The organism is Sphingomonas sp. LR59, assembly GCF_036855945.1.
Taxonomy (GTDB): Bacteria; Pseudomonadota; Alphaproteobacteria; order Sphingomonadales; family Sphingomonadaceae; genus Sphingomonas.
This window is the reverse complement of the sequence record NZ_JASPFL010000001.1, coordinates 3138216-3164353: the sequence shown is the minus strand read 5'-3', so window position 1 is coordinate 3164353 and position 26138 is coordinate 3138216. Positions and strand designations below refer to the sequence as shown.

The window sequence follows — 26138 nt, the reverse complement described above, 5'->3', positions numbered from 1 at the left end:
AGGCCGAGCTGATCCGCGCGTTGCAGGCTGCATCGTTCCGGTCTGTTGAAATATTTGAGCAGGGTTCAATAACACGCATGCCCTCGGTAGATCGTTTAAAGCGAGATCAAGCGACTGTGATTGTCATCCGATAGGCGCATGCACCGCCGAGCTTCGTCAACATCGGACCGTCACTTTGATCCCTTTGCGCTGCGGTTCAATCGCGATACGGCTTCACCGATCGCTCGTAGCTTTAGGGGTTTGGAATGCAAATGCGCTGCACCTGCGGAGAGGGGACAAGGTGGATCGAGCAATCGCTTGAAACCCATAACGCATTTCGCGTCGAATGCCGCCGATGTAAAAAGTTTGCGAAATGGGGGAATCGGGCTGAGCTCGATCGGATTACAGCAGCTGGCGAAATCGTCGAAATGGTGCCTTTCGATGCGACGCCAGTCGGTCCGACGCTTGATCGGTTCATCATCGGTGAATAGGCGGGTCAAGCTTCCAGCACCCGTCGCAGCAATTTACCGAGCTACCGAAGAGTTGGCTGCTTTGTACCCCGGTCGGCCATTTACCCCCGATGGTCACCTCGTGGGGTCAATAGGCGAAGTCGTAGCTGCAGAGGCTCTAGGGCTGACGTTATATCCGCCCTCCCAGCCCGCTCACGACGCCTTCGATGCCGCAGGCGATGTCCAAATCAAGATGACAGCTGGCAAGAGCATCTCGATGTATTCGACATGCGATCGCTTGGTCGTTCTTAAAGTCGTCAGTCCCGAAGAAGCTGAGATTGTGTACGATGCGCCCGGCGCTCAAGCATGGGACGCCGCCGGTCCGATAGCGAAAAACGGACAGCGTCGAATTAGTTTGTCACGGTTGAGGTCACTCCTCGTGGTGAGCTGACTATAGACTTTGTCTTACCGCTGGCGATCTGTTAAAAATTCTAATAACGATGACAGCATTATGTATTAAGATATTTCGAGGTTGGCATGGCACTAGGTAAATTCAAGCGGCTTTTGATTGTTTTGCTAATTCCTCTATTATTATTCGGTTATCTATCTACCCTATTGATCTTTCCATATGAGAAATATGCATACATCACCTGTGCGCCATTCTTCGGAATAGAAAACTGTAGAGAGGTTGGCGATCCCGATAGTTCACTTCATAAATCGGTAAAAAGTGAATACCCTCGGTGGTTTGAGGTAAATATCGGAAAATATGATGGAGAGGCGTTTCTTCAAAATGTTATCCAAGCATCAGGACGAGCGTTCGGAAATGCTTTGGTCGTAAGTGCGTTTCCATTTAACGGAAGTCCTGCGTCCGCAGCGTTAGCTATGCAGTCGCTAGCGGGGCAGAGCGCAATCGTCCATTTGGGAACAGATTCTACAACCAAATCCGCGGTTTTAAATTCAGAATTAAACCTCTTTTGCAATAACCTTAACTTTACGGGCGTGCCCGGAGAGTATGTTTCTAATTGCTACGGAGAAAATTGGGGTGGGCCCGTTACTTACCGCTTGAGCGGTAACGAGCAAAAGCAACTCGATAAACTACAATCATCGATTAACGAGGAAGTCGATAAACGACAGTCCGATTATAACCTATACAGAGTTATAACGTATCCTATCTTCGTTGTTATTTTCCTTATGGTATCGTTCTTCATTTGGTTATTCGCTCGAGCTATAAAATTTGTGAAAAATGGTTGATATATTAGTCGGTTTTCTGATTGCTTGACTTAGATATTTCGCGGTCTGCGAGATTCTTGATTGTCGTACCAGACACTGTTTAAATTATGGAAACAATCAAGGACCCGTCCACGACAAACCAAGGTTTGCCTTTGACGGAGCCAGCGAATGACACGGTATGTTGCCTACTATCGAGTATCGACCGCCGCGCAGGGACGGTCAGGGTTAGGTCTGGCCGCACAAAAGTCGCTGGTCGACGGATTTATCGGTGACAATGACCAGGTTCTAGGGGACTATGTAGAGGTCCAGTCCGGGAAGTCGGACACGCGGGCCGTGCTGTGGCAAGCTATCGCCGCCGCCAAACGTCTCGGAGCGAAAGTGCTGATCGCCAAGCTCGATCGGTTTTCCCGCAAAGTCAGCTTCATCGCCGGGATCATGGAGCAGGGTGTCGGGTTGGTCGTAGCCGACATGCCGCACGCCTCTGATTTCCAGCTCCACATATTCGCTGCTCTCGCTCAGGAAGAGCGCCGCATGATATCCGAGCGAACCTGCCTTGCTCTTGCTGAAGCGAAGAAGCGCGGTGTCCGCCTCGGTGCCAACGCATCGGTCCTCGCGATCAAGCATCGCCAGCAAGCCATAGACCATGCCCATTCGCTTGCGTCCGTTGTCCAGCCGCTGGTGGACGAGGGACAGTCATATTCGGCGATTGCTCGCCAGCTCAACACGCTCGGTATCCCCACGAAGAAGGGAGGCCGGTTTTATGCCGAGACGGTCAAAAACGTCGTCCGGCGCTTACCACACGGAGAAACTCACTCATGCTCACGGAAAGGATCGGAAATGTTACGCTGACCCAAGCAGTCGGATCACCCTTCTACTACGCCCGCTATCGCCACGATGGCCGCCAGGTCGCGCGGTCGCTCAAGACCGACGATATCGGGAAGGCTCGGATCGACGCACAGGCTATATCGGACAGGCTGACGCCGGCCGCAAAGGCTGTACGAGGTGATAACTCGTTCCGCCGGTTCGCTGAGGACGTGATCGCCGCCGACGAACGTAGAGTTGCTCGCGGAGAGAAGAACCCCCGTTTAGCGCTCGATCAACGTCGCATTCTACGATGCCATTGCGAAGAACCGCTTGGCGACCTCGACGTTCGCCGGATCAAGACCGTCGTCTTGGACGAATTCGTTGAAGAGCTTCGGGACAAGGATCTGTCGTCAGCGACGATCAAGATGATCCTCGTCCTCGTTAGTAAGACTCTTCAAGCCGCCGCTCGTGCCGGTGCGATCGATCACGTTCCGTTGATGCCCAAAGTCAGCCTGAAGCAGAAGGTGAGGGGGTGGTTCTCCCTCACGGAATATCAGTCTCTGCTGAAGGAGTGCAAACGCCACGAGGATCTCGAAACGAAGGTCTACGGATATCGGATCACCGACGAGCTGCGCCGGTTCTGCACGTTCTCGGTCAACACGTTCCTGCGTCCCTCCGACGCCAAGCAGCTCCGCCACCGACACGTTGAGATCGTCCGAACGAGGGAAACCCAGTACCTCCGGATTTCGACCGATTTTAGCAAAACCGTCAACACACCGGTTGTCTCAATGCCGAACGCCGTGCCTATTTACGAAACGCTGCTGAAGGCAGGGAAAGACGCTGGGTTCGGCAAGCCGGACGATTTTGTGTTCATGCCGAAATACCAGAACCGTGATTTCGTCCTCCGGTTGATCGGTCGTCAGCTGCGCGTCGTTCTGCGGTCAGCCGACCTGTACCAATCTACGTCGGGCGAGACGCGCACGCTGTACTCGCTTCGTCATTCTGCGATCATGTTCCGGCTCATAAAGGGCAAGGACATGTGCCTGCTCACACTTGCTAGGAACGCTCGCACCAGCGTCGAGATGATCGATCGCTTCTATGCGAAGCACCTGACCGCCGAGATGAACGTCGACGTGCTGCAAAGCATGAGGTAGATTTAGTACCGGTTCGGAACTACTTTCGCGGGTTGGTTTTCACCCTCTAAGTCAATGTATTGAAATAATAATCTCAAATCTCAGCGACCCCAAACCTAAGCCGGTAGTGAAGGTCAGCCGAGATACCGTGCTCAATCTTCTTGCGTTCCATCGTTTTTGTAAGGCCGACCCGTATTCGGGTTGAGTCCGTAACGACGGTCTCTGTTGATGCTCAATCCACCTCCGGGACCTATCGATCTTCCACCATCGGGGCCGATTGACTGGCCGCCGCGTGGACCGATCGATTGCCCGCCGTCAGGCCCGATCGATAGACCGCCACCCGGGCCGATCGATTTGCCGCCACCAGGCCCAATGCTATCACAGCCACCAGGACCGATCGAATTTGGGATACAATCGCGCCATGCTTGGGCTTGCGAACCCGTTGGCATCGCCATGGCCATTAGTCCGAATAGTGTAACGTGTAGTTTCATAATGTCCCCCCGTAGGGACCGAGTTTGTACGGCTAAAAATCTCTATGCAACAGGTGATCTGGGGTTGTCGTCAAAGCCTGTGCCAATCTGCCTACAGCGCGTACGGTAGGGTTTCTCGTTCCACGCTCGAGATCGCTGAGATAGCTGCGTTTCATCCCCGCTCGAAACGCCAGCTCCTCCTGTGATAGCCCGCGCTCCTTCCGGAGCCGTCGCACGTTTTCACCCAGGAGTTGGACCAAATCCATGCACCGACATGGCTGCAAGTCCCGGTTATCGTCTGTCCCCCATTCGTGTCAAATTCCTGTTGCATCTGCATCGCTGTCCCCTGATCCTGACAATCGAACAGGAGAAATGTGAATGCTAAAATCCAATCTGACCGCTTTGGCGTTCGTCTTGGCAGCGTCGGCGTGCTCAAATTCGTCGAGAGCCGACAACACATCCGACGATGCCGCACCGCCTGTCTTGAATACGTCGGCGACTACCAACACCTCAGCGGTGATAGCTCAGCTCGAACCATCGTCGGTAGTTCCGGAGGGATGGGCTACCCAATGGTCTGCCGGCGGCGATTTGAACGCTGACGGCGTTCCGGATCAGGTCATCATTCTCAAACGCGCCGGTAACACCGTTGATGGCCCGCGCCGGTTGCTGATCGTCTTTGGAAAAGCTGATGGTACGAAATCGGTGGTTGCCAACACGGATACGTTTTTGCCTATCGTTGAAGACGGAAGGGATCCACTGGCAAACGATAATCCAATTACTATCAAGAATAAGGCATTGCAGATCTACGTCGAAGGAACCGCTACTGCTAACTCGAATGAAACCTTTACGTTTAGATATCAGAACTCGGAATTCCAGCTGATCGGATATGACTCTGTCAACCAAGAGCGTGGGACCGGAGATTACGAAAATTTAAGCATCAACTATTCAACAGGGAATGTGGAAAAGACAGTTGGAAACATCGCCCAGTCTAACGACGTGGTGACCAAAACGAGGGTGCCTGCCGGGGAGCGGCCAACCCTGTCATCGATCAATCTGACAGAGGGCTTTTCTCCGCCGGTTGATTGAAATGGACGCTGGTAAAGGGAGGGGACACCCCTCCCTTTAGTCGCTTTTAATGCGGGTCTAGGGACTGCCCAATTCGTCTACGATCTGGTTGTCGAGGAACCTGAGCGCCCCTGGAGAAATTATCGAATTTAAGAAAGTGCGCTTGCCGCCTCGTTTAAGCGATCCCGAACCCACTTTTCTCCTTCCGCAACCTGTAGCTCCGGGTCCGACGGCAAATCGCCTAATGGAAGCGTCGCCAATCGCATTTCCTCCTCCACTATCCAGCTGCTAGGTAACACCAGACTGTTTAACGCAGGGGCTCCATCGTCAGAACCCAACTCGACAAACAAATATGGTCCGCCGTCGGGCGAAAAACTGGCCGAGTAACTGCCAATATCCGGATATCTGATACCAATAGCCAAGTAACTGTTCCGTAGGTCCGACCGGGATAGGTACCGGTACTTCCAAACGCAACCATAGGCCGTCGAAACCTCAAGTGGTACCGCTGTTTGTTGGCATATTGGACGCCAGAGGGATCTTGCGCCTTCCCACATGCTCTCCACCGAATTTCGCACCCTATCTGCTGACGCCAAGTAAATCCGAAGTGCGGCGAGATCGTGCCCTGTTGCTAATTCGCTATCCATTTTCCGCTCCTTAAGAAAAAACACTAATTCGTTCGAGAGGCGTCCCCAGTCCGTGTCCTCGTGTTCAGCGTTCGCCGCGCATCGTTCGAGCCAGCGTGAGAGCTCTGCCCATCGGATCACGCTACGATATCGTGCTCCATAAGTTTCAGCGCTGCGTACGAAATCAGCTGGAGCCGGCGTCCAGTGCGTGAGGAGAACTAATGCGCCTCCCCAGTCTACATCTGCCTCTCGTTCTAGCCAGCGTCCGTAGGTGGCAAGTTGATGCTGTCCGCCAGGGGCCGCGTCCTGTTGTGAATCGGATTGGTGGATCTGAAAACCCGCGCCGATCTTATTCTCAACGACCATGACGGGCGTGCCGTCGATTTCGAGTAATAGATCGAGAACTCGTCCGCCATCGACAATCTTTTGCGTCGTCCAAGCCACCTTAGCGCCCACCGGCCATCGTGCTTTCAAATTTTCGATTGCCTGGAAGTTATTCGAAAGCAGAAAGAGAGCGGCGTTTCGAGCGACAGCCTCGGGAAATCGGTTTAGCAGATCTGCAAGTCCCTCCGTGAGAAAGTCCTCAAGTGGGCTTCGATCCGGCCGCTCACGATAGGTGAAGAGGCGGCTGTAAAGATTGGGCATTTGCGATTCCGAACGGAGAGAAGATTGCCTGCTACCTGTGATGACTGACCCTTCATATCGACGCGGTCAACGATGTATGTGGAAGGGAGCGACGGGTGCCACTCCCCGCCTGCCTTATTTTGAGAAGCGTGTTTTGAACGCCGCTACGGCGACCTCAATTTGCTTGTCGAGCTCTCCAGCCCTGACCGCCTCCAGAACCGTCTCCAATGTGGGAATAAGCTGGTCCCGGTTCGTGATCCGAATGGCCGGCTTACCCTTCGCCAATTCCAGGTTCGTATTTCCGTATTTGATCCACAGCAGGATCGAGCCGTTGACGTGACCCCCGTTTTTCATCCAGCGGCAACCAGAGACCGACCGTTGTTGTCGCGCAGGAGCGCGGGTGAAGCAACGGGCGGGTTTAAACCCGCCCGTTGCTTTTCGAGTTCGGCGGCGAAGGCCGCTGGTGTGGCGTAGCCGAGCGAGGAGTGCGGCCGCTCAGTGTTGTAGTCGTCGACCCAGCGCGCGAGGATCGCGCGCGCCTGGCGGATGGTGAAGAACAGCGTCTCGTTCAGCAACTCGTCGCGCATGCGACCGTTGAAGCTCTCGACGAACCCGTTCTGCGTCGGCTTGCCCGGGGCGATATAGTGCCACTCGACGCCGGCATCGCCCGACCACGCGAGCACCGCGTTCGAGGTCAGTTCGGTCCCGTTGTCGCTGACGATCATCTTGGGCGCACCGCGCTCGGCGATCAGATTAGCGAGTTCGCGTACCACGCGCTTGCCCGAGATCGAGGTGTCGAGCACCGCCCGCAAGCACTCGCGTGTCACGTCGTCGACGATGTTGAGGATGCGGAACCGCCGCCCCGTGGCCATCTGGTCATGCACGAAGTCCAGGCTCCAGCGCTGGTTGGGCAGCGCCAGCACGGGGGCCGGCGCCCGCGCGCCGACAGCACGCTTGCGTCCCTTGCGACGACGCACCGTCAAACCCTCTTCGCGGTAGAGCCGCTGGGTCTTCTTGCGGTTGATCGTGATGCCGTCCCGGCGCAGCAGGATGTGCAGCCGCCGATAGCCGAACCGCCGGCGCTGCTGCGCCAGCTCACGCAATCGCGACCGCAGGTCGCCATCATCTCCCCGGCACGAGCGGTACCGCATGCTCTTGCGATCCGCTCCGACGACAGCACACGCCCGCCGCTCGCTCATCCCCAGCGCCGTCTGGAGATGCGCGACCGCTTCCCGCTTCGCGGCAGGCGTCACCATTTTTTGACAGCAGGTCCTTCAGACCCGCGTTGTCGAGCATCGTATCCGCCAGCAGCCGCTTGAGCCGGGCGTTCTCCTCCTCGAGCGCTCGCAGCCGCTTCGCGTCGGACACCTCCAGCCCTCCGAACTTGGCCTTCCACGCGTAATACGTCGCGCTCGACATCCCGTGCCGCCGGCACAGGTCCGTCACTACCGCGCCCGCCTCGGCCTCCTTCAGGATGCCGATGATCTGCTCTTCCGAAAACTGCTTCCGCTTCATCTGTCCGTCCCTTTCCGGGGTCGGACTCTAGCTCCAACTGGAGGAAAAAACGGGGGTCACGTCACCGTCTGGATCTGCCGTCCACCACGGACGAACACGGGTTTTCACGACGGACTCGGAAACTTGTTCGCTCTCGATGTCACGGACTCGGCGATATTTGACCCGCTGGAACGACTGACCGGCCTCGGTAGCCTTTGCCAATTCGATCTGGTCGCCAATTCGATCGATCAGCTTCTGCCGCATCGATCCAATTCCTCTGACCCGCATTGCTGCTCGATCCGACGCCACCATTGTCAGTGAGGAAAGTACCGTCATCATCATATCTCCGTTGGTTGATATGATGACCGTCCGGCCGACGGGAACATGAGACAACGAGGTTGTCTGTCCGCCGATTGTGAAGCCCGCTCAGCGGGTTGTCATTCCGTCGTATCGTTGGAATTTGACGGGACAGATTGTGAGCACTGTCAGTGTCATACAGGGTGAAACCCCTATAAAATTCGACGGTATTTGGGGGAGTTAGTCGTTCATCCGAGTCTTCGTAATGCGGGGGTCACAGGTTCGAGTCCTGTAAGCGGCACCACCCTACCTGACATTGCTACTTAGCGCCTTCGCTTTTGCTACTTAGGCGAAGTTTGCGGCGTCCAACCGGCGGCAGTTGCCCAGCCCGGTTGCTAGGCAGGTATGTCCCGTTGCCGTCGGGCGTCCTATCATGCTGACGATCCGCCGGCTTGCCGCTCCGGGGTGTGGGACCTGAGCCGATGACGAATGACACTGATGGAGGTGCGCGCAACCACCACTTCGTCCCGCAATTCTACCTGAAGGGCTTCGCCAAGCCGCGGTCCAAGGACGGCAAGCTCGTCGTCTTCGATCTGAAGGATCGGAAGAACTTCGTCACCCGCCCTCGGAACGTGGCCGCCAAGCGCGACTACAACCGGGTCGATATCGAAGGCCAGGACCCGAACGTCGTGGAAAGCCAGCTTGCGAAGTTCGAGGGGGATGCGGATCAGGCTTTCCGGCGCATCATCGCCTCACGCTCTATCGACGATCGCGAGGACTTCTCCTTTGTCCTAGTGCTTATCGCCCGCATCGCGCTTTCGAACCCGTCCTTCCGCGGTCAACGCGGGAGGCTGATCAGTGACATGGGCTCCATGATGATGCGCAACATGGTGGCGACTCCGGAGCGCTGGGAGGCGGTGACCCGTCAGGCGGGTGCCGAACTGATCGGCGATCCGGTCCCGTATGAGGAGATGCGGGCGATCGTGGAGAGCGGGGGCATTGTTGCGACGGCCGCTCGCGAGACGCTCATCGAGCAGGAGATCGCGCTCTGGCCCGAGATCCTGCCGGTGCTGGAGGCTCGGAAGTGGACGTTACTGATCGCGCCACCGGGTTCTGCCGGCTTCGTGACGTCCGATCGCCCGTTCTCGCTGCGCTGGAACGACGAGGCGATGAACCGTGGTCCCTACGGTGTCGGGCTGGGATGCAGCGAGACGACCCTCGTCTTCCCCATCAGCCACGACCTCGCCCTGATCGGCAGTTTCGAGGATGGCGCAGGATCGAGCGTGGTGGACGAGCGGATGGTCGCGGCCGTGAACTCGACCATGTTCTTCTCGGCCATGCGTCAGGTCTATGCCCAGGCCGACTTCTCGATCAACGATGCCGGTCGCGTCGTTCGATCCTTCTCAGGAAGCGAGTTGTGGCGTCGGGTGCGGGACCGTCCGGTTGACGATCGCGTGGACGACGCTGGCGCCTAGTCGAACTGGTCGAGCGGAAGGTATCGCACGAGGTCGGGCCGCAGCCCATACGCTCCGAAGCGGGCCATCCGTTCCTGCATATCGCCGTAGACGCTGATCGTCCAACGGGTGGTGGCTAGATCAACCCGCTCCATGATCGCCTCAATGTAGGCCTCATCGACCTCGGCAAGACCATGACCCATGATTATGATGTCGGTGATCGTCGAGAGGCTATCGAAGAATAGAGCATTCCGCTCGATCAGCTTGGCGGTAGGTTTGAAGGTGTCGGAAAAATAGCCATCCACGTATTCGATTCCATCGCGGACCCGCCAATCTTCGTCGGGGCCGACCGGAGCAAAGTTCAGACTGTCCTCGGGCCTACGTTCCCAACCGTGACCGAGGATCAACGAGTCTGTTGGGTCGCCAGCGTATCCGTGGATGTGGAGAATGTTCGAGCGGGGCACGTCATAGACCCGCTCCAGCGTCGTGGTGTAGTTGAAGCTGAGGAAGATCGCGGACCGATCGATGACGAGTGGTCGGTCGACCTCCAGCAGCGTCGGGATGTGGAGGCCGCGGATCCATTCTGCAAATCTTCCACGCAGGCCGGATGACAGGCCGGTGGCTATCTGCTCCAGTTCGTATTGGAAGTCGCCGTGCCCCTCGTCGTCGAGGAACTGCGAGGCGTAGTCGATGGCGTTGTCGGCATCAAACTCGGCCAATCGAGTCTCAAACTCTGCCCAGAAAGCAGCGTCGACTGAGAAGTGTTCGTCCACCAGTCTATAGACGGTGGGATCAGCGTCACGCAGATATTTGGCGAACTCGCCATAAGCGGATGGAATGCCGTGGTGGAGGTCGAAGCCGTTACCGATGATGTAAAGGCGACATGCCATATGGAGTCGCTCGCTTTCAAATCTGCGATGAAGATGACATCGATCTCAATGCTGGAGCAACATGAGTCTCCCAATGAGGACTGATCGGTAAGATGACGAGAAGGTAGATTAGCCAGCAGGCCATTATCGCCTCATCGCTGAAGAAGCGGTTCCAATGCATCTTGCCGTGGGCAAGCTCGTTTCGAAGCGCCGGTCCCGGCCGGAAGTTCAGGAGGCTGTCCATCTCCCAGACGAGCTTCTCGCCCAGTATTGCTTCCAGCTGGCGCCGGAAGGTCGTGAGCAGCACGCTGAGCGAACGATCTCCCTCGATGCCGTCCTCCTCGATCTTCGAAGAGTCGTGCCCGTGCAACTTGAGAAGATGGCGGAGCGAGTTCTCGACCTGGGGGAAGAGCAGATGTCCCGCCGTGACGTAATCACCCTGCCATAGCCGGGCGAACCCGATCGAGAATATGTGATGATGTCCCGCCGGGATGAGACCGCTCAGCTGGACGATGGGGAGCATGTGCTGCTCGTTGATGGAAAAGCGCTCCACTACGGAACGGCGGGCCGGCTCGATGTTCCCATGCACGCGGAAGCGGCGCACGATCTCGAGATGCCTGATGCCATGCTCCTTATACCAGGCTTCGGTCGGCTCGTCCGCGAAGTCGAGTGACGGGCCCCTGGCTATCTCGCGGCCTTCGCTATCGGCGTAGCTCGATGCGAACAGGTTGGAGAGGGGGAAGTCACGGGCCTGTTGCAGAACCGCGGACTTGAGCGCCCCCACGTCGTCCGGAGCCGAGAAGCCGGCGATGTCGCGGAGCGCATCCGATAGTCCGAGTGCGTTGAACTGCTCGTAGGTGCGATCGCGCACCTCCGCGATCCCGTCGAGCGGCATCTCGATGCCATGGACCTCATCCATGGCCTGGTCCTGCAGCTCGCGAAGACGCCTTCGTAATTTCGTGACGCGGTCCTTGGCGTCACCCAGTCCTCGGAACTCGCGGAGCGCCTCCTTGACCCAGTGCGCCTTCGCGGAGCTCTGCGAGACGGTATCCGCCATCGCGAGCGTCTGCTCGATCGCGTTGATCGATGCGTCGCGGCTGCCATCGACGTCACCGGCCTGTGAGAAGGCCTCGGCTGCCAGCGTCCAGCATTCCTTGACGGCCAGCTGGTAGTCCTCAGGTAGTGCGTTGCCGGCCAGATCGGCAACCGCTCCGGCGACCTCGTCGGCCGGGATCACCTTCGTGTGAAGCACCCGCCTGCCGATCTGCGCGAGGGGGAAGAAGGCACGTTCCTCGATCGCGTACCGGAACGCGAGGCGCAGCGTCTCCTCCATCGGTTCGACGTAGGTGAAGCGCTTGGCGATCCGGGAGTTGATCATGAAGCAGCGCTCGAGCGGTTTGACGCAGTCCATGGCGCGCGTGCCGATGTCGGGGAACTGGTGCTCGGCCGTGCCATCGGCGAGGCGGTGGACGATCTCGCAATAGGCCTCGATCGCCGTGCGGCCGGCGCGGCGGACGCCCGTTTCGTAGGCGATGTCGGCGAAGCGGGCGCGGAGCGTGGGATGCAGGATCCTGGGGGCGTATGTAGCTAGGACCTCGCTCTGGTCTCCACTGAAGTCGTGCGGGAGGGCGGTGCGCCGCGTCGCGCTCTGCCACTGCACGCCGAACGGATCGCCCTCCGCTTCGACCCGAAGGTGAAGCCCGACCAGGTTCGCCGTCAGTCGAAGAACTCGTTCGCGGACCGGATCTGCGTTCTCGAGGGTGGTCATCAACTCGGATCGGAACAGGTCTACCAGGACGTGGCGATCGAGGCGCCTGACGTCAGCTGTGATCGCGTTGAGATCAACGGCTTCCAAGTCGTCGATCGACACCGGCTCGATGAGCGCCTGCTCCCGAACATCGGGAGAACCCTCGTTATCAAGCATTGTGTTGTCGTCCATTGGGGGCAGCCTGTTCTGGTTTATCGGACAGCAGTCTGCCCGACCCTCTGGCGCTGTGATAGGCCGCCGCGGCAGAGGCTCACTTCGCTCGGCCGCGGGTTGACGCTGTCAGATGCTGGCGCGTCGAGGCAAGAAGAGCGGCACGTGCGCATCGCGGCGTCGCTCTGTCCCGGAGCCTGAGCTAGATCGCGGCGAGCACCTCATCCCGCCACCACCCGAACCGATCAAGGCGCGGACAACCGTCCTCCTCCAGCCGCTTCTCCAACCTCACGCCATTCACCCCGGTGCGCGCGCACAGTTCGGTCAGGGTGATGCGCGTCGCCGCGAGCGTCAGCACCTTGTCCCAATCCATTTCCCAGCCGTCGTCGGCGTCGGCGAACTCTTTCAGAAGGTGGGCGTGCTTGCCGGGCAGGTTGAGGATCTCAAGGGCGTCGCGCTGCGAGCATGTCGGCGGCAGGATGGTAGGCGGGGCGGACGGCAGCGTGCGCAACGAACAAGCGTCCCTCGCACTTACCGCGATTCTGCCGATGCGATCCCCGGTGGCGGTGAACGGGATCGTGCCGACCAGGAGGCGATCTACGATGACGCCCCAAGGCTTGAAGCCGCCACCGATGGCGCGGGCGGCGCGGTGGAGCGCGATCGGGTCGGCGATTGGGCTGACGAGAGGCGTGCCGCCATCCGGCGCAGCGGCGGAGGCTTCTGGATCCACGACCATCGGGAGCGCCGCCGCCCGCAGTGTGGCCTTGAAGCGGGCGAACTCCGCCCGGTGCAGCTGCGGATCGACGTAGTGGGCGATGACGTAGGGGTGGTCAGCGACCGATATGCGGCGCGCGTCTGCGATCTGGGTGATGGCGTAGGCCGGCAGGTCGAGGCTATCCGAGACCTTCTCCGCACTGATGCGGTTGGCGGCGAAGTCGTGGATGTGGTCCACTTCCGCCCGATCGAGGGTCGGAAAGACGCGGTTGGCGCGGATGCAGATGCGGGTCTGCAGGTGACCGTCGCGCCGCGCGGGCGCGAGGACCTGGAGCGGCCGGCCCATCAGCGCCGCCGCGTCCATCATCCCGATCTGTCCGGCCGGCGTCCCGCCGGATTCCGCCGTGATTGGGGCCAACGCGTCCTCGATGGCGGTGCGGACGGTCGGCGGCAGGATGTCGCTGGCCAGCGCCGGGATGTAGTCCGCGGTGCCGGTATAACGGACATTGGCGCGCGACCTCGAGCGGGTCGCGACCGCCGCCTGGAGAGCCGGGACGAGGGAGTCCGGCCACCTGCGGACGAGGCCCGCCGCCTCTGCCACCGCGGTCGCGTACCGGCTGCGGTCACCGGACGGGATGGCCGCGCCGCGCTTCAGGCGATACCCCGTCGGGGACAGCGGCAGCAGCGCCAGCGCGAGCTCGAAGGCCATGCCGCCGTCCCATTCGGCGAGAGCGGGCGGCAGCATCGCGCGGGCGGCGTCGCGGCGGTCCCGGTCCGGATCGAGCAGGCCGATGAGGAAGCCAAGCCCATCGCGCAGCGGACCGTCCACCACATCGGCCGGCTGCCTGTCCAACCGGGTGTTGCAGCGGTCGCAGCGATGGAGGCTCCACGCCTGCCGCCAACCCTGCACCGTCCCGCAGGTGCATGCATCGACGAGGTATTCCCAGGTCTCCGTGCAGCACGGCACCATCATCAGCGACCAGAGCGCCCGGACGTGCGGGCTGATGCCGATGCTCGCCGGCGAGAAGCGGCGGCGCCGGAACGTCATCTCGTCGACGCGGACGGCGGCGCCGAAGAACTCGATGAAGCCCGGGTCGTTCGCGGACGGGTGATAGCGATCGACCACCTCCTCGAGTGGCACCCTGAGGATGTGCGCGAGCAGGCCCCTGTCCAGCGAAGGGGCGATTGCGGCGGTTGGGTTCTGCGCGTGCGGTGCCCCGACCTGCTCGAGGATGACGTGCGACGAGGGCAGGACGTTGCGGACCGCGGCGCGCGTGGCGAGGCTCATCAGGCTTTCGCCGGCGATCGGCGCGACGCGTAGGAGGACGGGGCCGGGCATCGCGTCAGCCGCCCACGCGCAGGCGGAGCGGGTTGTGGTCGATGGTGCCGTCCTGGATGCACCAGGCGTCGATGGCGGCCATGAGGCGGGCATGGCCGATGAACCGCTCCCCCGCGAGCAGCGTCGCCTCGAGCGCGGCTAGGACGATGTTGTGGAACTCGCCGATCAGGCCGTTGCTCGCCTCGCAGAGGTCCTTCGCCAGCGTGGGCTCACCCAGCCCGGACAGTTCCTTCATGACACCCCGACCGACCAGCTCCAGGTCGATCTGGTGGAGGAACTGCGTCCATACCTCGCGACTGCCCGCGTCGGTGTGGACGAACGGCTGCAGGACGACCTGCGGGAGGCAACGGTTCTTGAGCTCACGGTTGCGGGTGAAGAGCGTCTGCGCGTCCGTCGTGCCCATCAGGACGATCGGCACCCATCCCATGGTCAGGATGTTCTTGATGGTGTTCGCGGCGTCCTCGGCGAGGTGCTTCTGCTTGAAGTGGTTCAGCTCGTCGATGACGAGGAGCTCGACCTCGAGCTCGTTGAGCGCGGTCTTGACGCGCTCGAGCAGCAGTTCCGCCTCGCCGCGGGTGGAGTAGCCGTCACCGACCTCGTTGAGGATCGACGTGGCCAGGCTTTTCGGCGTTCCCGTGGTCGACAGCGTCACGTGGAGAATCGGCTTCTTCCGCGGATCCCTGCCAGGCTGGCCTTCGACGTGCCGCTTGAGCAGCTTGGCGCACGTGCTCTTCCCCGAGCCGGACTGGTTCAGGTAGCGGAACGCACGGCGCTGCTGGCCGGCGGGCTGCGACAGGCCCATGATGCGCAGCGTGTCCATCTGGCGGATGCACTCGACCTGTGCCGGCGTCGGCAGGACGATGTTCTCGAACGCCGCCATGCCCTCTCCTGCGATCTGGGCCAGGGATGATGGAGCGGTTACCGGGACCGCAGGAGTCGCGGGCAAGGCCGGTTGCGCCGGCGCCGCTTCCGTCGACACGGAGGTGAGATCCGACGACATGTTCGGCGTCGGCTCTTCGCCGGTGACGCAATCGTCGACGGCATTCTCGTCCGGCTCTACGCACCGCATGACCCCGGCACTCGACGCGCGACTCCTAGTGCCATTTTTTGATGGCATTGTGTTGGAGCGGGTGCGTCGACGGGGCGGCGGGGGTGCTGCGTCCGGCAGGGCTGCGTCGGATGCGGATTGACTCTTCTTCGAGGCGTCGGTCATCGTCGTCCTTCCCTTCACGTTGTCGTTCACTTGTAGCCCTGCCACTGGTGGCCGGCGTCCGACCCGCCCGGGTCCAGCCTGCGGGCGAGGTAGGCGGCGTCCTCCCGGTCCTGCCTCTCCTGCTGGGCCGGGGTGGTCTCGGGTTGGTCCTGGTTGGGTGCCGGGGTCCCGCGCCGATCGCGCTTTCCGCCAGCGTTGGCGCCACCACGGTTCGACGAGCGCGGCGCGATCCGGGTGGCGTCGCCGCGGGTGTTGGTCCGCAGGTCGTGCATGATCCTGCTCTCCATCCCCGAAACCGATCCGGCGACGCGCAGCACCTCGACGGAATCGCCCAGATAGGCGCGTCCCTCGGTGGAATCGGCGAGCCGGGCGGCCGCGTGGCGATCGGCCACCCCGGCGGCTGGAAGGACGGCATCGACCTCCTTGACGAACCTCTCGCGCACGGAGAGCATGTCGTTCTCCTCGGCGAACGCGAGGCCGCGCGCCTTGGCGAAGGCCTTGATCTTCAGATGCAGCCAGAGCGGCAGTCCATCGGAGTAACGGCGCATCGTGCAGGGGATCGGGACGTAGGTGACCAGATGCTCGTCGAAAAGCCATGCGCGACCGATGTCGTTCGGGTCGACCTTGATCTTGACGTTCTTGTAGGTCGGCTTCTTGGTCTGCGACGACGTACCCCGGGCTAGTGCCAGATGGTGCAGGATCTCGACGTTGGAATACGGGTAGCGCTCGTCGGTGTCGTCGCCGCCGTAGCTCAGGCCCTCGATCACCGCGCCCGCGCCGCGGAAGCTGGGGTAGTAGACGTTGCCGATGGCGCGCTCGAACTGATCGATGTCGTAGACCCAGTCGAGCCCGTGGGCGTTGCGCTGCTCAGTCCAGACGTCGAGCGGCGGGCGCTCGCCATGACCCGAGTGATCGTGGGTGTGGTATTTCGCCACGACCATGGCGAAGATCGACCGGAACTGCTCGATTGTCACGATCGCCTGCTTTGACGGATCGTAATCGAACTCCCGCATCAGCGGAATGTCCCAGGTGCCACCCGGAAGCATCTCGCGCAGGATGTTCTCGAGCGTGCCGATGCAACTTTCGACGTGCGGCTTGTGGGTCGGCTCCTTGCTGCCGGCGGCCCTGACCGCCTGGCCGATGTCGCCGCCCGCATCCTGGGCAGAACGCGCGGTCTGGTGCTTTGCGTGGTCGAGGACGGCGTGACCGACGATCTTGCCGCCTACTTCGGCCAGGTCCGGAAAGGTTTCGAACCCCTCGGGAATCCGCTTCGGGGTGGCGATGCTGAGCAGCGTCCGCATGTACGTCGCGTGGCCGGGCGGATCGAACGAGATGTCCCATCCGACGATCGCCCGCGTGAAGACGTCGAGCGCGATGGTGACGGTCGGAACGCCCACGGGAAAGCGGCGCACCGCATCGATGACGAAGACCATCGGGAACGGGGTGTCGTCGATCTGGACGTATTCCAGGAAGCGCGTCGGCTCCTGGGCCACACCACCGCCGCCGTACCGCTGTCGAGCCGCCGCCTGGTTGTAGGCGATGCCCAGACCCTTGGCGCTCTTCGCCTTCCCGACCTCGTTGGTGAAGATGCGCCGCGTGCACATCTTCTTCTTCTTCGCCGGCTTGGCGAGCGCCTCCTGGAACTGGAACATCTCCAGCGGTTTGCCGAGCACGTAGCGCTCGACGTCGTCCTTGGCCTTGCGGAAGTAGGTGTTGACGAACTGCTTGGGCTTGGAGTGAAAGCTCAGCGCCCAGTGTCTGATGATCGCGAGGACGACGGGGTCGATCTTGCGGCGACGCGGACCAAGCCCGCTCTCCGACGCGAAGTCGGCGGGCCGGTAGTCGTTCGGAAGGCCGCGGGTGCGAACCCAGGTGCGAAAGGTCGTGTCGCTGGGCAGGCGGCCATATTCCGCCTTCAGCGCCGCGACGTCGTAATTGTCCTCGAACCAGGCATCGATGCCGCGTTTGCTGAGAGCGCATCCGTCGCCCGCGTGCCACTTCTTGATGGCGTCCTCGCGAAGCGTGAACCAACGGTCGCGCAGCCTCTTCGAACCGTCCTTCGTCTGTGCCTTGACGAGATCTTCCCGCGTCATCTCCTTGCGCCGGGCACGGTTGCGCACGGCGCTCTGGAGCGGGTCCGAGCGCAGGACGAGGCGCTTGGTCGCCATGGCGTCGATGAACTGGGCCGTCGTCGGCCACATCGGCATGCCGGTGACCGGATCGGGCATCTCGAACATCCAGCCCGCGCCGTCCCCGACCATGTGTCGGCCGTTGATCGCGGAACCGCGATAGACGCACTCGCGCCCATCCGCGACGAACAGCGAGCCGATCATCCTGGTCAGAGTGCTCACAGCGGGCCTCAGAAGCGGATCAGGGAGGTGAAGGCGGGTTCGGGCAGCAGCCGCACGCGCAATTTGCCATGGAGGTGGAGGTCGAGGTCGACGTCTACGCGGCCGCGGCAGATCAGGGCGTGCGCCATCGCCGTCCCTCGACGACGATCGGGGTCGAGCGCCTCGCGCAGCTCGCGGAAGGTCGTGTCCGGGGTGCGCAGGACCAATTCCTCGAAGGCGTCGAGGCGGTCTCCGGGCACTGTCGCGGTCTGATGGGCGTAGATGTGGCCGAAGTTGATCTGCCGCTCGCCGCCGCCCCGGATCTGGCGTTCGTACATGACGCGCGGACGCCAGCCGATCGCGGCGGCGACGCGGAATGCGGCCTCCAGCTTGGCGCGTTCCTCGGGGTCGGCGAGGTAGGAGACGTCGGGCTTGCACTCGATTGCCTCCACATGGTCTCCACCCGGACCGCGCACGTGGCGCAGGTGGTCGATGATCCACTCGGCCCGCCCGCCGCCATATGGGTAGCGGAGGCGCGCCCCTTGCGTCCGGTAGTCCAGGACCGAAGGACGCAGTTCACTGTCGACGATGAGGGCGTGCTCCGTGCCGCCTTCGTAGGGGTTGGAGAGCCCGGTCTTCGCCGAATGCTCTTCCCCGGTGTAGTGGCGGTGGGCGTCGCCCATGATTGTGCGGATCGGGCCGCCGTCGTCCGCCACGTAGATGCGCGCGCCGATCCGTGCCGCCGCCGCCGCGTCGGAGCCGTGCTCGACGAACGTGAGACGACGGCCGCCCTCGTCCTCATCGGGGAACGTCTTCGGGAAGACCTCGGACTGGTGTGGCACTGCGTTCTCCGTCTTGGCGGGGGTGTGCGGCGGTGGGTGTCTGCGGCGGCGGCCGTCCGCAGGGAGGTATGGCGCGGGGGACGCAGGTCCCGAGGGTGCGACATCCTTATCCAGGATGCCGGGCCGCCCCGTCTGGTGCGGCCCGAGCGGATCAGCCGACGTACCAGGCTGTGATCAGGCGGGTGTACGGGTCTACGTCGACCTTCAGGTTGACGGGCAGGTGACGGAGCGTGCCATCGTCCTCGAGCATGAAGGTGCCGATATGCGCTTTCCCCGACCGGTTTGCGCGACGCAGGCGCCGGCCGCTCACGATCTGCATTTCCTGGGGATCCTCACCCCCGGCCACGGTTGCCACCGAGGGCGGTGATCGCCTTGCGGGCGTTGCGGTTCTCGATCGAAGCGGACATGCGGATGGTCTTCATGGTCGTGTTCCTTCGGGTTGGGCTGGGCTGGACCGCGCTTGGCTGGGCTGGGCGATCGATCTCGTGCTCGGCGCGGAAGGTCGATTGCAGGCGGGCGGAGCGGTGGCGTTCGCTCAGGTTTCCGTTGGGGAACCTGCCGTGCGGACCGGGCCACTCACGCCGCGGTTCCACCGGCGTCGCGCCCGCGTGACTTCGCGGAGATAAAGCGCCTCGCGCACTGTCATGAGCCTGCGGGCGGTCGGGCGGCGGCCCAACACCGCGTCATGCCCCGCCGTCCACACGGCGTCGATATATCGATCGTTGTCGCGGAGGGTGTTCGGCACGCGCATTGCCTGCGCCAGGAGGCAAACCATCTCGTACGGCTTGGCGGCGCAGATGTTCAGTTCTTCTAGGCGCGCCTCGCGGACGCGATCGATCACATATGTCTTCATCTCCTCGAAATGGTGCGGAGCCTCCCATCCGCCTGTCCTGCGCCGACGGTGGCCGTCCCCGCGATCCAGGCGGATCGAACCGTTGGCGATGCGTTCCGCGAGATCTCCGACGAGCATCGCGGTCATCGGCCCGGATGGCTTCCCGCCCATTCCGGTGAGGATGTTGAAGATCGCCACGTCGCGCAGCGGGTCGGTGCCGGACGGAATGCGCTCGATGAGCTTCAGGATGACGGGGACGTTCTCCGCGACCGCGGCGGGTACGGTCTCAAGCAACTTCTTCGCGGGCGACTTCTTCGCGGGAAGCCTTCGCGGCATCGGGTCTACCGCTTCAGGGACGGGGCGAACGACATCGTTCCAATCGACCGGACCTGGCTTGTGCGACGGCAGGCGGGTCGCCGACTCTTGAATGCGTCGGCGCCGACGCCACGTTGAGGCTCGGGCGACGTCGGCTTCTTTCTGGAGATGGCGAATCATTTTTGCACAATCCTCGACTGGGTGGAGGCCGCCAACTAGGTGGGCCGTCCAGGAGTGTCAATCGGTACTTGTGCAAAAACGTCTGCCGAAAGTCGAAAAATGTGCAGAAAGGTGGCGCGACCTCTCGTGAGCGGCTAGAACGCGGTCATGAATGACGATCTGCGCGACGATGACGACGGCTCGGCCGGACCGGGGACGGGCTCCTCCGAATCGGGTGACGATGCGGGCCACACGGTGCTCATCCCCTTCCTCGGCGATCCGCCGCCCCCGGCCGAGGTTGCCATGTGGGCGGCGATGTCGATGGAACGCCGGGCCAAAGCGATGCAGCGCCTGAAGACGCTCGCGCGATGGCAGGACGGCGAGGGGGACATCCCGCCCGCCCAGGCCGCGGCCGATGCCGGCGTGTCGCTGAACCGCTTCTTCGAGATGGCCAAAGCCTGGCGTGAAGCCAGGTCGCTCAGTTCGCTCGGAACCTTCGCCAAGTCATCCCGCCGCACCGATCCCCGCGAGGTTGCCCTCCAGCGGATCGTGGCTCGGGTGATCGGCAAGTGGCCGACCGGGAGCGTGAGGCAGATGGCGATGGACCTGGGTCAGGCGTTCGAGGAGGCGGGCGGGGGCAAGGTCGGTACGAGCATGCTGCGTCGCGTGGTCGAGGACGAGCTCCGCCGCCGCGAGGTCGAGGGTCAGCTGGGCAACGAGATCCAGTTCGACTGCGGTGCGTGCTCGCTGCTGCGTCCGGACGATTCGCCCTACACGCTGTTCGCCGTGCTCGACCGTGGCAGCCAGCTGCTGCTGGGGGCGGCGCTCGGCGACGTCTCGGACAGTCGGGCCGGCTATGCGGCCGCGGCGGGGGACGCGCTGCGCCGGATCGACGCCGGCCTCTTCGACGGACTGCCGTGGGTCGAGGCCGTGGCGCGCATGGCGCTGGTCGCGGGGCTGGACGCCGACCACTGGGTGGCGCTTCAGGCCCGGATGGCGTCCGCCGGAGTGAAGGCACCGGTGCAGCCGTCGACCAGCCCGAAGCGGTTCGGGCGTTACCTGAAACCGGCGGTGGGTGATCGCCTCGGCCGTCTGGACATGTGGTACGGGCGGACGGTTCCGGACGACGCGCGTGCGCCGAAGGTCGCCGATCGCAGCCTCCGCCTCGATCCGGCGGACGCGGACGCCTTCCTCGCGGTCCAGCTCGACGAGCACGACGCGGATCGTCGTGCGCTGCTTCCCCGGCACCCGACGCGACCCTGCCCGACGATCTTCTCGTCGCGCTGAGGACGCTGGCGGGCGGTTCGAATTGACCTGACTCGCTATTCAACCGGAGGTGGCACATCGGCCCTGTCAGGCGGACCCGATCAGGGTCTCGATCATCACGTGTTCCGGGTAAGGTTGCGACGGTCGGATATCTCCCGCTTGCGTGCTCAATGTTGGCTCCAGTCGATATGACTCGCCACTTTATGCGCGAGTGACTCCTCATTGCGGCGTGCCGACCTCGACCAGCATTCTTGAAAACGATGGTGAATCGGGAATCTGAGATAAAAGGGAAAACCAGCCTAGCGCCATCCTCTGCCACCTTCGACATTGTGCATCACTGAGTGGGCTTCTAGACGCATCCAATGAAACGCCGGGCTCGCCCACTCTCCAAGATATTGCATTCCATGGCGTTTTTCGTCCTGGCGGTGATGTTGCTGGTCCGGCTTGGCCCGCTCTGCGAGACGATGGCGATGGCCGCGCCTCCGGCTGCGTCCGCTATGATGGACTGCGCCAGCAAATCAGCAGGCGCTCCCATCAAAAAGGCCCCTGCGTCGGCCTGCGCCATACCGTGCGTTGCGGTTGCCGGCGAAACCGTAGAGCATGTCGGGCTGGTTCCGTCCTCCCGTCTATCGCCTTGGCCGGCTCCACAGACCGGCCTTTTGGGCATGGCATACGCTCCGGCCACACCCCTCCGCAAACCGTGTGACGTCGAACACCATCACACGTAAATTTCGGAGAATATCATGACCAAGTTCAAGCTCATCAGCGCTGCCTTCGCCCTCACCCTGTCGACTGGCGCATTCGCCGCTGTCGCCAATTGCTGCGCCGACATGGCGTGCTGCAAGGACGGTGCGGACTGCTGCAAGGATGGCGCAAAAGCCAAGGCTGCTGACTGCTGCGATCATGCCAAGGGCGGCATGAAGCACGGCTAAAAGCTAGATAGGGGCGGGCAACCGCCCCTATCTATTAGCCGGCTGCGATACGCCGCCACGCCACGGCTACTGATCGACTACATAGCTATCCAAGAATGGAACGGGCCGCTTACCAGCGCGTCCGTAAACGATTAAAAAATGGGAACACCCAAGCATCCCAAGCCGCGTCGCACGCGTCATGAGAGAAATATTTATCCTCGTTCAACCGTGGCATTAGTTGGGCACGGCAGTAATCGCTTCCATTACCCGGCAGTCGGCGATGCGTCCGCCATCGCAGGATCGTGTTGCAGCACTCAATGCGTCGCGAAGCGCGACAAGGCGTGTGATACGATCCTCCACGCTGGCGAGATGCCGACGGGCGATGGCGCCGGCCTGGTTGCAGTCCTGATCGGGATCGGCAGACAGGGCAATAAGCGATCGGATTTCATCTACTGAAAATCCTAGTTCCCGGGCATGGCGGATGAAGCCAAGCTGGCGAACCTGCCCCTCTCCATAGGTGCGACGGCCTCCAGACGTGCGGAGCGCTTCGGGCATGAGGCCGATTTCCTCATAGAATCGGATGGTGTTGATTTTGGTCCCTGTCCGCTTTGCCAAATCGCCGATCATCAACACGTTGCCACTCCACTAGAAACCGCTTGCTCCTACAGTGACTGTAGATCGTAGAGGCACGATATGAGTGCAAGTGAATCCTCTTCATGCGGTTGTTCCGGTGATACCAAACGAGCGGAGCGCGATCCCGCATATCGGCGCGCATTGTGGATCGTCGTTCTGCTTAATCTGGGCTTTGGTCTGGCTGAAATCGTCGGGGGGTTCCTTGCCGACAGCCAGGCATTGAAGGCCGATGCCCTCGATTTCATCGGGGACGGCAGCATCTCGCTCCTCGGATTGATTGCGCTGGGATGGACCGCTCGTGCCCGTTCTCAGGTTGCGCTTACACAGGGCATATTCCTTGGCGCGCTCGGGATAGGTGTCATCGCCTTCGCCCTTTGGCGTGCGATGAATGCAATTGCGCCAGAAGCCGAATTGATGGGCGCTATCGGGATCGTTGCGCTCATAGTGAACGTGACGGCTGCACTAGTTCTATCGCGATTTCGCGAAGGGGATGCGAACGTCACCGCTATTTGGTTGTTCAGCCGTAACGACGCGATTGCCAATGTTGCGGTGATCATCGCAGCCGCCCTTGTTGGCTGGACCGGTGCGGCTTGGCCCGATCTGGTCGTTGCCGGCGTCATCGCGCTCCTGTTCCTGCATTCGGCCTACGAAATTATCCGCAATGCGCGGCGCGAACTCAATCAACGGCAAGGCCGTCGTCATAATGACTTACCCTATGAAGGTCCGGCACCGGTTGCCCTTCGTCCTGATCGCGGTCGTCGCCGTCGTTCCGTGCGTAGCGCACGCCCAATCGCAAACCGGTTCCGAAGCGACGGTCACCCCGGTACTGACGCTAGAAAAAATACTGGCGTTGGCGGAAGCGTCAGCACCGTCGCTAGAAGCAGCGCAGGCCGGCGTTCGGGCAACAGGTGCGGCGCGCGATGTAGCGGGGCTGCGCCCTAACCCTACGCTGAATGGCGGTCTGGAATATTTTGGGGTTCGGGGGCATATCGCGGTCTTCGTAGCGCGGAAGCTACAGTCGGTGTTGCTCTACCTATCGAGCTTGGCGGCAAGCGTTCCGCGCGGGTCGGTGTTGCCAACGCACAAGGGGAGCAAGCTCGGCTCGCCCTGGTTATTGCTACGGCCGATATTCGGCTCGCTGTAACACAGGCGTATATCGAAGCCGTAGCAGCCGAGCGTCGCATCACGACTGCGCGCGAGCAAGCCGGCATTGCCGGGGAGGCGGCCCGCGCGGCGGGCATTCGGGTACGCGCGGGCAGGGCATCGCCGCTAGAGCAACAGCGTGCCGACGTGTTGCGCATCAATGCCGAAGCTGCGGTTGAACGTGCGCAGCGCCTGACGGAAGTCGCGCGGGGCAATCTCGCCCGGCGTATTGGTCAGCCCGTAACCGGCCCGCTCGACGTTGCCTGGTTCGATCGCGTGCAAGGTTACGGCCCCTCGATCGCGGCCAGTCCGGGCGGCACGCTGGCATTGTCTGCGGCGCGAGCCGCAGTGACGACGGCAGATGCGCAAGTGCGGCTTGCTCGCTCCCAACGCATCCCCGACGTGACCGTCAATGCCGGCGCACGCCGGCTCGATGCGTCGAACGATATGGCTGCGGTCGTCGGCCTCTCGATACCGCTTCCACTGTTCAACAACGGCCGGGCGTCGGTCGTTCAGGCGCGGGCGCAACGCGATCAGGCGGACGCGATGCGACGCGCGGCTGAGCTGGATGCGGGGCAGTCGATAGCCAGCGCGGAAGCGGAAGTGGCAAATGCCGCGACGACCGCTAGAACCACGGGTGGGCCGGTCCTGGCAGCAGCGACGGAAGCCGCGCGCATTGCCCGCATCGGCTACCGTGAAGGCAAGTTCGGCCAACTCGATCTTCTCGACGCCGAACGCACCCTGTCTGAAACCCGCACGGCCGCGATCGATGCGCTGGCGACCTATTATGATGCAAAGGCCCGGCTTGAGCGGCTGACCGCTGCCGCTCCCGAACTGGCGAAGGACCAATGATGACGAAGACCGGCGCGCGGGTCGTACTATCCGCTCTGCTTCCCCTGACGCTGCTTGCCTGTGGCGGGGGCGGGGAAAAGAAGGCCGACAACATGGCCGGCATGGAAGGGATGGAAAAGGGCGAAGGCGAGAAAGGCGAAGCCGGCAAACCTGCCGATAAAGACGCCGTAAGCCTTTCGGCCCAGCAAATCGCGGATGCCGGGATCGAAGTTGGTCGGCCTGCGATTGGCGGCGTTGCCGGCGCAATCGAGCTGCCGGCCTTGGTTCAGGGTGATCCGCAAGGGGTGCAGGTCGTATCCGCGACGATCGGCGGTCGTGTCGTCTCCCTTACCCGTAACCTCGGGCAATCGGTGCGCCGTGGCGATGCGCTTGCGATCATTGAAAGTCGCGAGGCCGCCTCATTAAACGCCGAGATTGAAGCCGCGCGCGCGCGCTCTGCGCTCGCACAATCGAACCTGCGCCGTGAGCAACGTCTGTTTGCTGAACGCGTCTCGCCGGAACAGGATCTCATCGCCGCTCGAACTGCTGCCACCGAAGCCAACATTGCGGTCCGCCTCGCCCAACAGCAGCTCTCGGCCACAGGCGGGAGCGGGGGTGCGCTGAACCGTGTGGCGATCCGCTCGCCCCTTTCCGGTCAGATCATTGCTCGATCGGCGACGCTCGGTCAGACGGTTGCGGCAGACGGCGAGCTGTACCGGGTCGCCAACCTCTCGCGCGTGACCATCGCTGCGTCACTCTCACCGGCTGACGCCGGCAAGGTAAAGCCTGGAACACGCGTTGAAGTCACCTCGGCCGGCCGCAGGCAGGAAGGTCGCGTGACCTTCGTGTCGCCCGCTCTCGATGAAACCACGCGGCTTGTTCAGGTTATCGCTTCCCTCGATAATGCGGGCGGCACTTGGCGGGTAGGGGAGCCCGTCACGGCCTCGATCCTGCTGCCCTCGATCGGGGATCACAGTATCACTGTGCCGTCCACGGCGGTCCAATCGGTAGAGAATAAGATGGTCGTGTTCGTGCGCACGCCTAGCGGCTTCAAGGCCGTTCCGGTGCAGGCAGGGCGTCGCAACGGCGATCAGGTCGTCATCACCTCTGGCCTGACCGGCAGCGAGCGTATCGCAACCACCAATAGCTTCACGCTCAAAGCCGAACTCGGCAAGGGCGGCGAAATGGACATGGATTGATC

22 protein-coding genes and 2 pseudogenes are annotated in these 26138 nt (G+C 61.9%); 11 read left to right on the top strand and 13 right to left on the bottom strand.

Annotation, left to right across the window (positions count from 1 at the left end):
• Window positions 1-138 precede the first annotated feature (138 nt).
• The 4 genes from QP164_RS19885 to QP164_RS14730 all read left to right on the top strand — a co-directional run bounded on the left by QP164_RS19885 (window position 139) and on the right by QP164_RS14730 (window position 3616).
• Window positions 139-879, top strand: coding sequence for a DUF6998 domain-containing protein (locus QP164_RS19885; RefSeq protein WP_443027445.1), 741 nt, complete (start codon window positions 139-141; stop codon window positions 877-879).
• A gap of 86 nt (window positions 880-965) precedes the next feature.
• A complete protein-coding gene (locus QP164_RS14740; protein WP_333923621.1) occupies window positions 966-1679 on the top strand; it encodes a hypothetical protein in 714 nt (237 codons plus the stop codon).
• Window positions 1680-1826: 147 nt separating this feature from the next.
• Window positions 1827-2507, top strand: coding sequence for a recombinase family protein (locus tag QP164_RS14735; RefSeq protein WP_333923620.1), 681 nt, complete (start codon window positions 1827-1829; stop codon window positions 2505-2507).
• Window positions 2474-3616: a hypothetical protein gene (locus QP164_RS14730; RefSeq protein ID WP_333923619.1), complete on the top strand. Its 1143-nt coding sequence runs from the start codon at window positions 2474-2476 to the stop codon at window positions 3614-3616. Before QP164_RS14735 ends, QP164_RS14730 begins: the two co-directional genes overlap by 34 nt.
• A gap of 502 nt (window positions 3617-4118) precedes the next feature.
• Here QP164_RS14730 and QP164_RS14725 read toward each other — a convergent pair.
• Window positions 4119-4331 (bottom strand): helix-turn-helix domain-containing protein, encoded by a 213-nt coding sequence (locus QP164_RS14725; RefSeq protein ID WP_333923617.1) that lies wholly within the window; start codon window positions 4329-4331, stop codon window positions 4119-4121.
• A gap of 112 nt (window positions 4332-4443) precedes the next feature.
• Here QP164_RS14725 and QP164_RS14720 point away from each other — a divergent pair, with 112 nt between their 5' ends.
• Window positions 4444-5151 carry a hypothetical protein gene (locus tag QP164_RS14720; protein WP_333923616.1) on the top strand — a complete coding sequence of 236 codons (708 nt, stop codon included), beginning with the start codon at window positions 4444-4446 and terminating at the stop codon, window positions 5149-5151.
• Window positions 5152-5279: 128 nt separating this feature from the next.
• Here QP164_RS14720 and QP164_RS14715 read toward each other — a convergent pair whose 3' ends face one another.
• From QP164_RS14715 to QP164_RS14705, 3 genes are all read right to left on the bottom strand, one after another.
• A complete protein-coding gene (locus QP164_RS14715) occupies window positions 5280-6398 on the bottom strand; it encodes a hypothetical protein (protein ID WP_333923615.1) in 1119 nt (372 codons plus the stop codon).
• 329 nt (window positions 6399-6727) lie between these two features.
• Window positions 6728-7892 (bottom strand): IS3 family transposase gene (locus QP164_RS14710; protein ID WP_333922098.1). Its coding sequence is split into 2 segments (ribosomal slippage): window positions 6728-7637 and window positions 7636-7892, totalling 1167 coding nucleotides; the frame shifts between segments, so codons are not numbered across the junction.
• Between the two features lie 27 nt (window positions 7893-7919).
• The gene (locus QP164_RS14705; protein WP_333923614.1) at window positions 7920-8135 is read right to left on the bottom strand and encodes a hypothetical protein; all 216 of its coding nucleotides are present in this window, start codon (window positions 8133-8135) and stop codon (window positions 7920-7922) included.
• Window positions 8136-8650: 515 nt separating this feature from the next.
• On the opposite strand from QP164_RS14705, the gene QP164_RS14700 reads away from it, so the two are divergent.
• Window positions 8651-9643 carry a DUF4238 domain-containing protein gene (locus tag QP164_RS14700; protein ID WP_056501217.1) on the top strand — a complete coding sequence of 331 codons (993 nt, stop codon included), beginning with the start codon at window positions 8651-8653 and terminating at the stop codon, window positions 9641-9643.
• On the opposite strand, the gene QP164_RS14695 is transcribed toward QP164_RS14700, so the two are convergent.
• From QP164_RS14695 to QP164_RS14660, 8 genes are all read right to left on the bottom strand, one after another.
• On the bottom strand, window positions 9640-10512 hold the full coding sequence (locus QP164_RS14695; RefSeq protein WP_056399427.1) for a bacteriophage abortive infection AbiH family protein: 873 nt from the start codon (window positions 10510-10512) through the stop codon (window positions 9640-9642). The two genes, QP164_RS14700 and QP164_RS14695, sit on opposite strands and share 4 nt — an antisense overlap.
• Before the next feature lie 16 nt (window positions 10513-10528).
• Window positions 10529-12430 (bottom strand): DUF4209 domain-containing protein, encoded by a 1902-nt coding sequence (locus QP164_RS14690; RefSeq protein ID WP_333923613.1) that lies wholly within the window; start codon window positions 12428-12430, stop codon window positions 10529-10531.
• Between the two features lie 181 nt (window positions 12431-12611).
• Window positions 12612-14462 (bottom strand): TniQ family protein, encoded by a 1851-nt coding sequence (locus tag QP164_RS14685; RefSeq protein ID WP_333923612.1) that lies wholly within the window; start codon window positions 14460-14462, stop codon window positions 12612-12614.
• Window positions 14463-14466: 4 nt separating this feature from the next.
• Window positions 14467-15675, bottom strand: a complete 1209-nt coding sequence (locus QP164_RS14680) for an ATP-binding protein (RefSeq protein ID WP_333923611.1) — start codon at window positions 15673-15675, stop codon at window positions 14467-14469.
• A 26-nt stretch (window positions 15676-15701) separates the two neighbouring features.
• Window positions 15702-18008, bottom strand: coding sequence for a hypothetical protein (locus tag QP164_RS14675; protein ID WP_056501214.1), 2307 nt, complete (start codon window positions 18006-18008; stop codon window positions 15702-15704).
• Window positions 18009-18034: 26 nt separating this feature from the next.
• Window positions 18035-18847, bottom strand: coding sequence for a hypothetical protein (locus QP164_RS14670; protein ID WP_333923610.1), 813 nt, complete (start codon window positions 18845-18847; stop codon window positions 18035-18037).
• Between the two features lie 151 nt (window positions 18848-18998).
• Entirely contained in the window at window positions 18999-19166 is a 168-nt protein-coding gene (locus QP164_RS14665; protein WP_333923609.1) for a hypothetical protein, read from the bottom strand.
• Between the two features lie 216 nt (window positions 19167-19382).
• Complete coding sequence (locus QP164_RS14660; RefSeq protein ID WP_056399392.1) at window positions 19383-20015, bottom strand: hypothetical protein; 633 nt, start codon at window positions 20013-20015, stop codon at window positions 19383-19385.
• A 306-nt stretch (window positions 20016-20321) separates the two neighbouring features.
• On the opposite strand from QP164_RS14660, the gene QP164_RS14655 reads away from it, so the two are divergent.
• Both QP164_RS14655 and QP164_RS14650 read left to right on the top strand, forming a co-directional pair.
• A complete protein-coding gene (locus tag QP164_RS14655; RefSeq protein ID WP_333923608.1) occupies window positions 20322-21440 on the top strand; it encodes a hypothetical protein in 1119 nt (372 codons plus the stop codon).
• A 722-nt stretch (window positions 21441-22162) separates the two neighbouring features.
• Window positions 22163-22351, top strand: coding sequence for a hypothetical protein (locus QP164_RS14650; RefSeq protein WP_041394287.1), 189 nt, complete (start codon window positions 22163-22165; stop codon window positions 22349-22351).
• Window positions 22352-22564: 213 nt separating this feature from the next.
• Here the strand turns inward: QP164_RS14650 and QP164_RS14645 are convergent, their stop codons facing one another.
• Complete coding sequence (locus QP164_RS14645) at window positions 22565-22957, bottom strand: MerR family transcriptional regulator (protein WP_081974598.1); 393 nt, start codon at window positions 22955-22957, stop codon at window positions 22565-22567.
• A gap of 66 nt (window positions 22958-23023) precedes the next feature.
• On the opposite strand from QP164_RS14645, the pseudogene QP164_RS14640 reads away from it, so the two are divergent.
• From QP164_RS14640 to QP164_RS14630, 3 genes and pseudogenes are all read left to right on the top strand, one after another.
• Window positions 23024-23650: pseudogene (locus QP164_RS14640) on the top strand (cation diffusion facilitator family transporter); the annotation flags it as partial.
• A gap of 28 nt (window positions 23651-23678) precedes the next feature.
• A pseudogene (locus tag QP164_RS14635) lies at window positions 23679-24958 on the top strand (TolC family protein).
• Window positions 24955-26136, top strand: coding sequence for an efflux RND transporter periplasmic adaptor subunit (locus QP164_RS14630; RefSeq protein WP_156340141.1), 1182 nt, complete (start codon window positions 24955-24957; stop codon window positions 26134-26136). The pseudogene QP164_RS14635 and the gene QP164_RS14630 overlap by 4 nt, the downstream one beginning before the upstream one ends.
• The last annotated feature ends 2 nt before the right edge of the window (window positions 26137-26138 follow it).

Bases quoted from the DNA above. Each gene is read 5' to 3' on its own strand.
- QP164_RS14660 (WP_056399392.1), bottom strand. From the start codon at position 20,015: ATGCCGCGAAGGCTTCCCGCGAAGAAGTCGCCCGCGAAGAAGTTGCTT.
- QP164_RS14735 (WP_333923620.1), top strand. From the start codon at position 1,827: ATGACACGGTATGTTGCCTACTATCGAGTATCGACCGCCGCGCAGGGA.
- QP164_RS14690 (WP_333923613.1), bottom strand. From the start codon at position 12,430: ATGGACGACAACACAATGCTTGATAACGAGGGTTCTCCCGATGTTCGG.
- QP164_RS19885 (WP_443027445.1), top strand. From the start codon at position 139: ATGCACCGCCGAGCTTCGTCAACATCGGACCGTCACTTTGATCCCTTT.
- QP164_RS14720 (WP_333923616.1), top strand. From the start codon at position 4,444: ATGCTAAAATCCAATCTGACCGCTTTGGCGTTCGTCTTGGCAGCGTCG.
- QP164_RS14740 (WP_333923621.1), top strand. From the start codon at position 966: ATGGCACTAGGTAAATTCAAGCGGCTTTTGATTGTTTTGCTAATTCCT.
- QP164_RS14630 (WP_156340141.1), top strand. From the start codon at position 24,955: ATGATGACGAAGACCGGCGCGCGGGTCGTACTATCCGCTCTGCTTCCC.
- QP164_RS14700 (WP_056501217.1), top strand. From the start codon at position 8,651: ATGACGAATGACACTGATGGAGGTGCGCGCAACCACCACTTCGTCCCG.
- QP164_RS14725 (WP_333923617.1), bottom strand. From the start codon at position 4,331: ATGGATTTGGTCCAACTCCTGGGTGAAAACGTGCGACGGCTCCGGAAG.
- QP164_RS14655 (WP_333923608.1), top strand. From the start codon at position 20,322: ATGAATGACGATCTGCGCGACGATGACGACGGCTCGGCCGGACCGGGG.
- QP164_RS14645 (WP_081974598.1), bottom strand. From the start codon at position 22,957: ATGATCGGCGATTTGGCAAAGCGGACAGGGACCAAAATCAACACCATC.
- QP164_RS14680 (WP_333923611.1), bottom strand. From the start codon at position 15,675: ATGACCGACGCCTCGAAGAAGAGTCAATCCGCATCCGACGCAGCCCTG.
- QP164_RS14650 (WP_041394287.1), top strand. From the start codon at position 22,163: ATGACCAAGTTCAAGCTCATCAGCGCTGCCTTCGCCCTCACCCTGTCG.
- QP164_RS14715 (WP_333923615.1), bottom strand. From the start codon at position 6,398: ATGCCCAATCTTTACAGCCGCCTCTTCACCTATCGTGAGCGGCCGGAT.
- QP164_RS14695 (WP_056399427.1), bottom strand. From the start codon at position 10,512: ATGGCATGTCGCCTTTACATCATCGGTAACGGCTTCGACCTCCACCAC.
- QP164_RS14685 (WP_333923612.1), bottom strand. From the start codon at position 14,462: ATGCCCGGCCCCGTCCTCCTACGCGTCGCGCCGATCGCCGGCGAAAGC.
- QP164_RS14730 (WP_333923619.1), top strand. From the start codon at position 2,474: ATGCTCACGGAAAGGATCGGAAATGTTACGCTGACCCAAGCAGTCGGA.
- QP164_RS14665 (WP_333923609.1), bottom strand. From the start codon at position 19,166: ATGCAGATCGTGAGCGGCCGGCGCCTGCGTCGCGCAAACCGGTCGGGG.
- QP164_RS14675 (WP_056501214.1), bottom strand. From the start codon at position 18,008: ATGATCGGCTCGCTGTTCGTCGCGGATGGGCGCGAGTGCGTCTATCGC.
- QP164_RS14705 (WP_333923614.1), bottom strand. From the start codon at position 8,135: ATGCGGCAGAAGCTGATCGATCGAATTGGCGACCAGATCGAATTGGCA.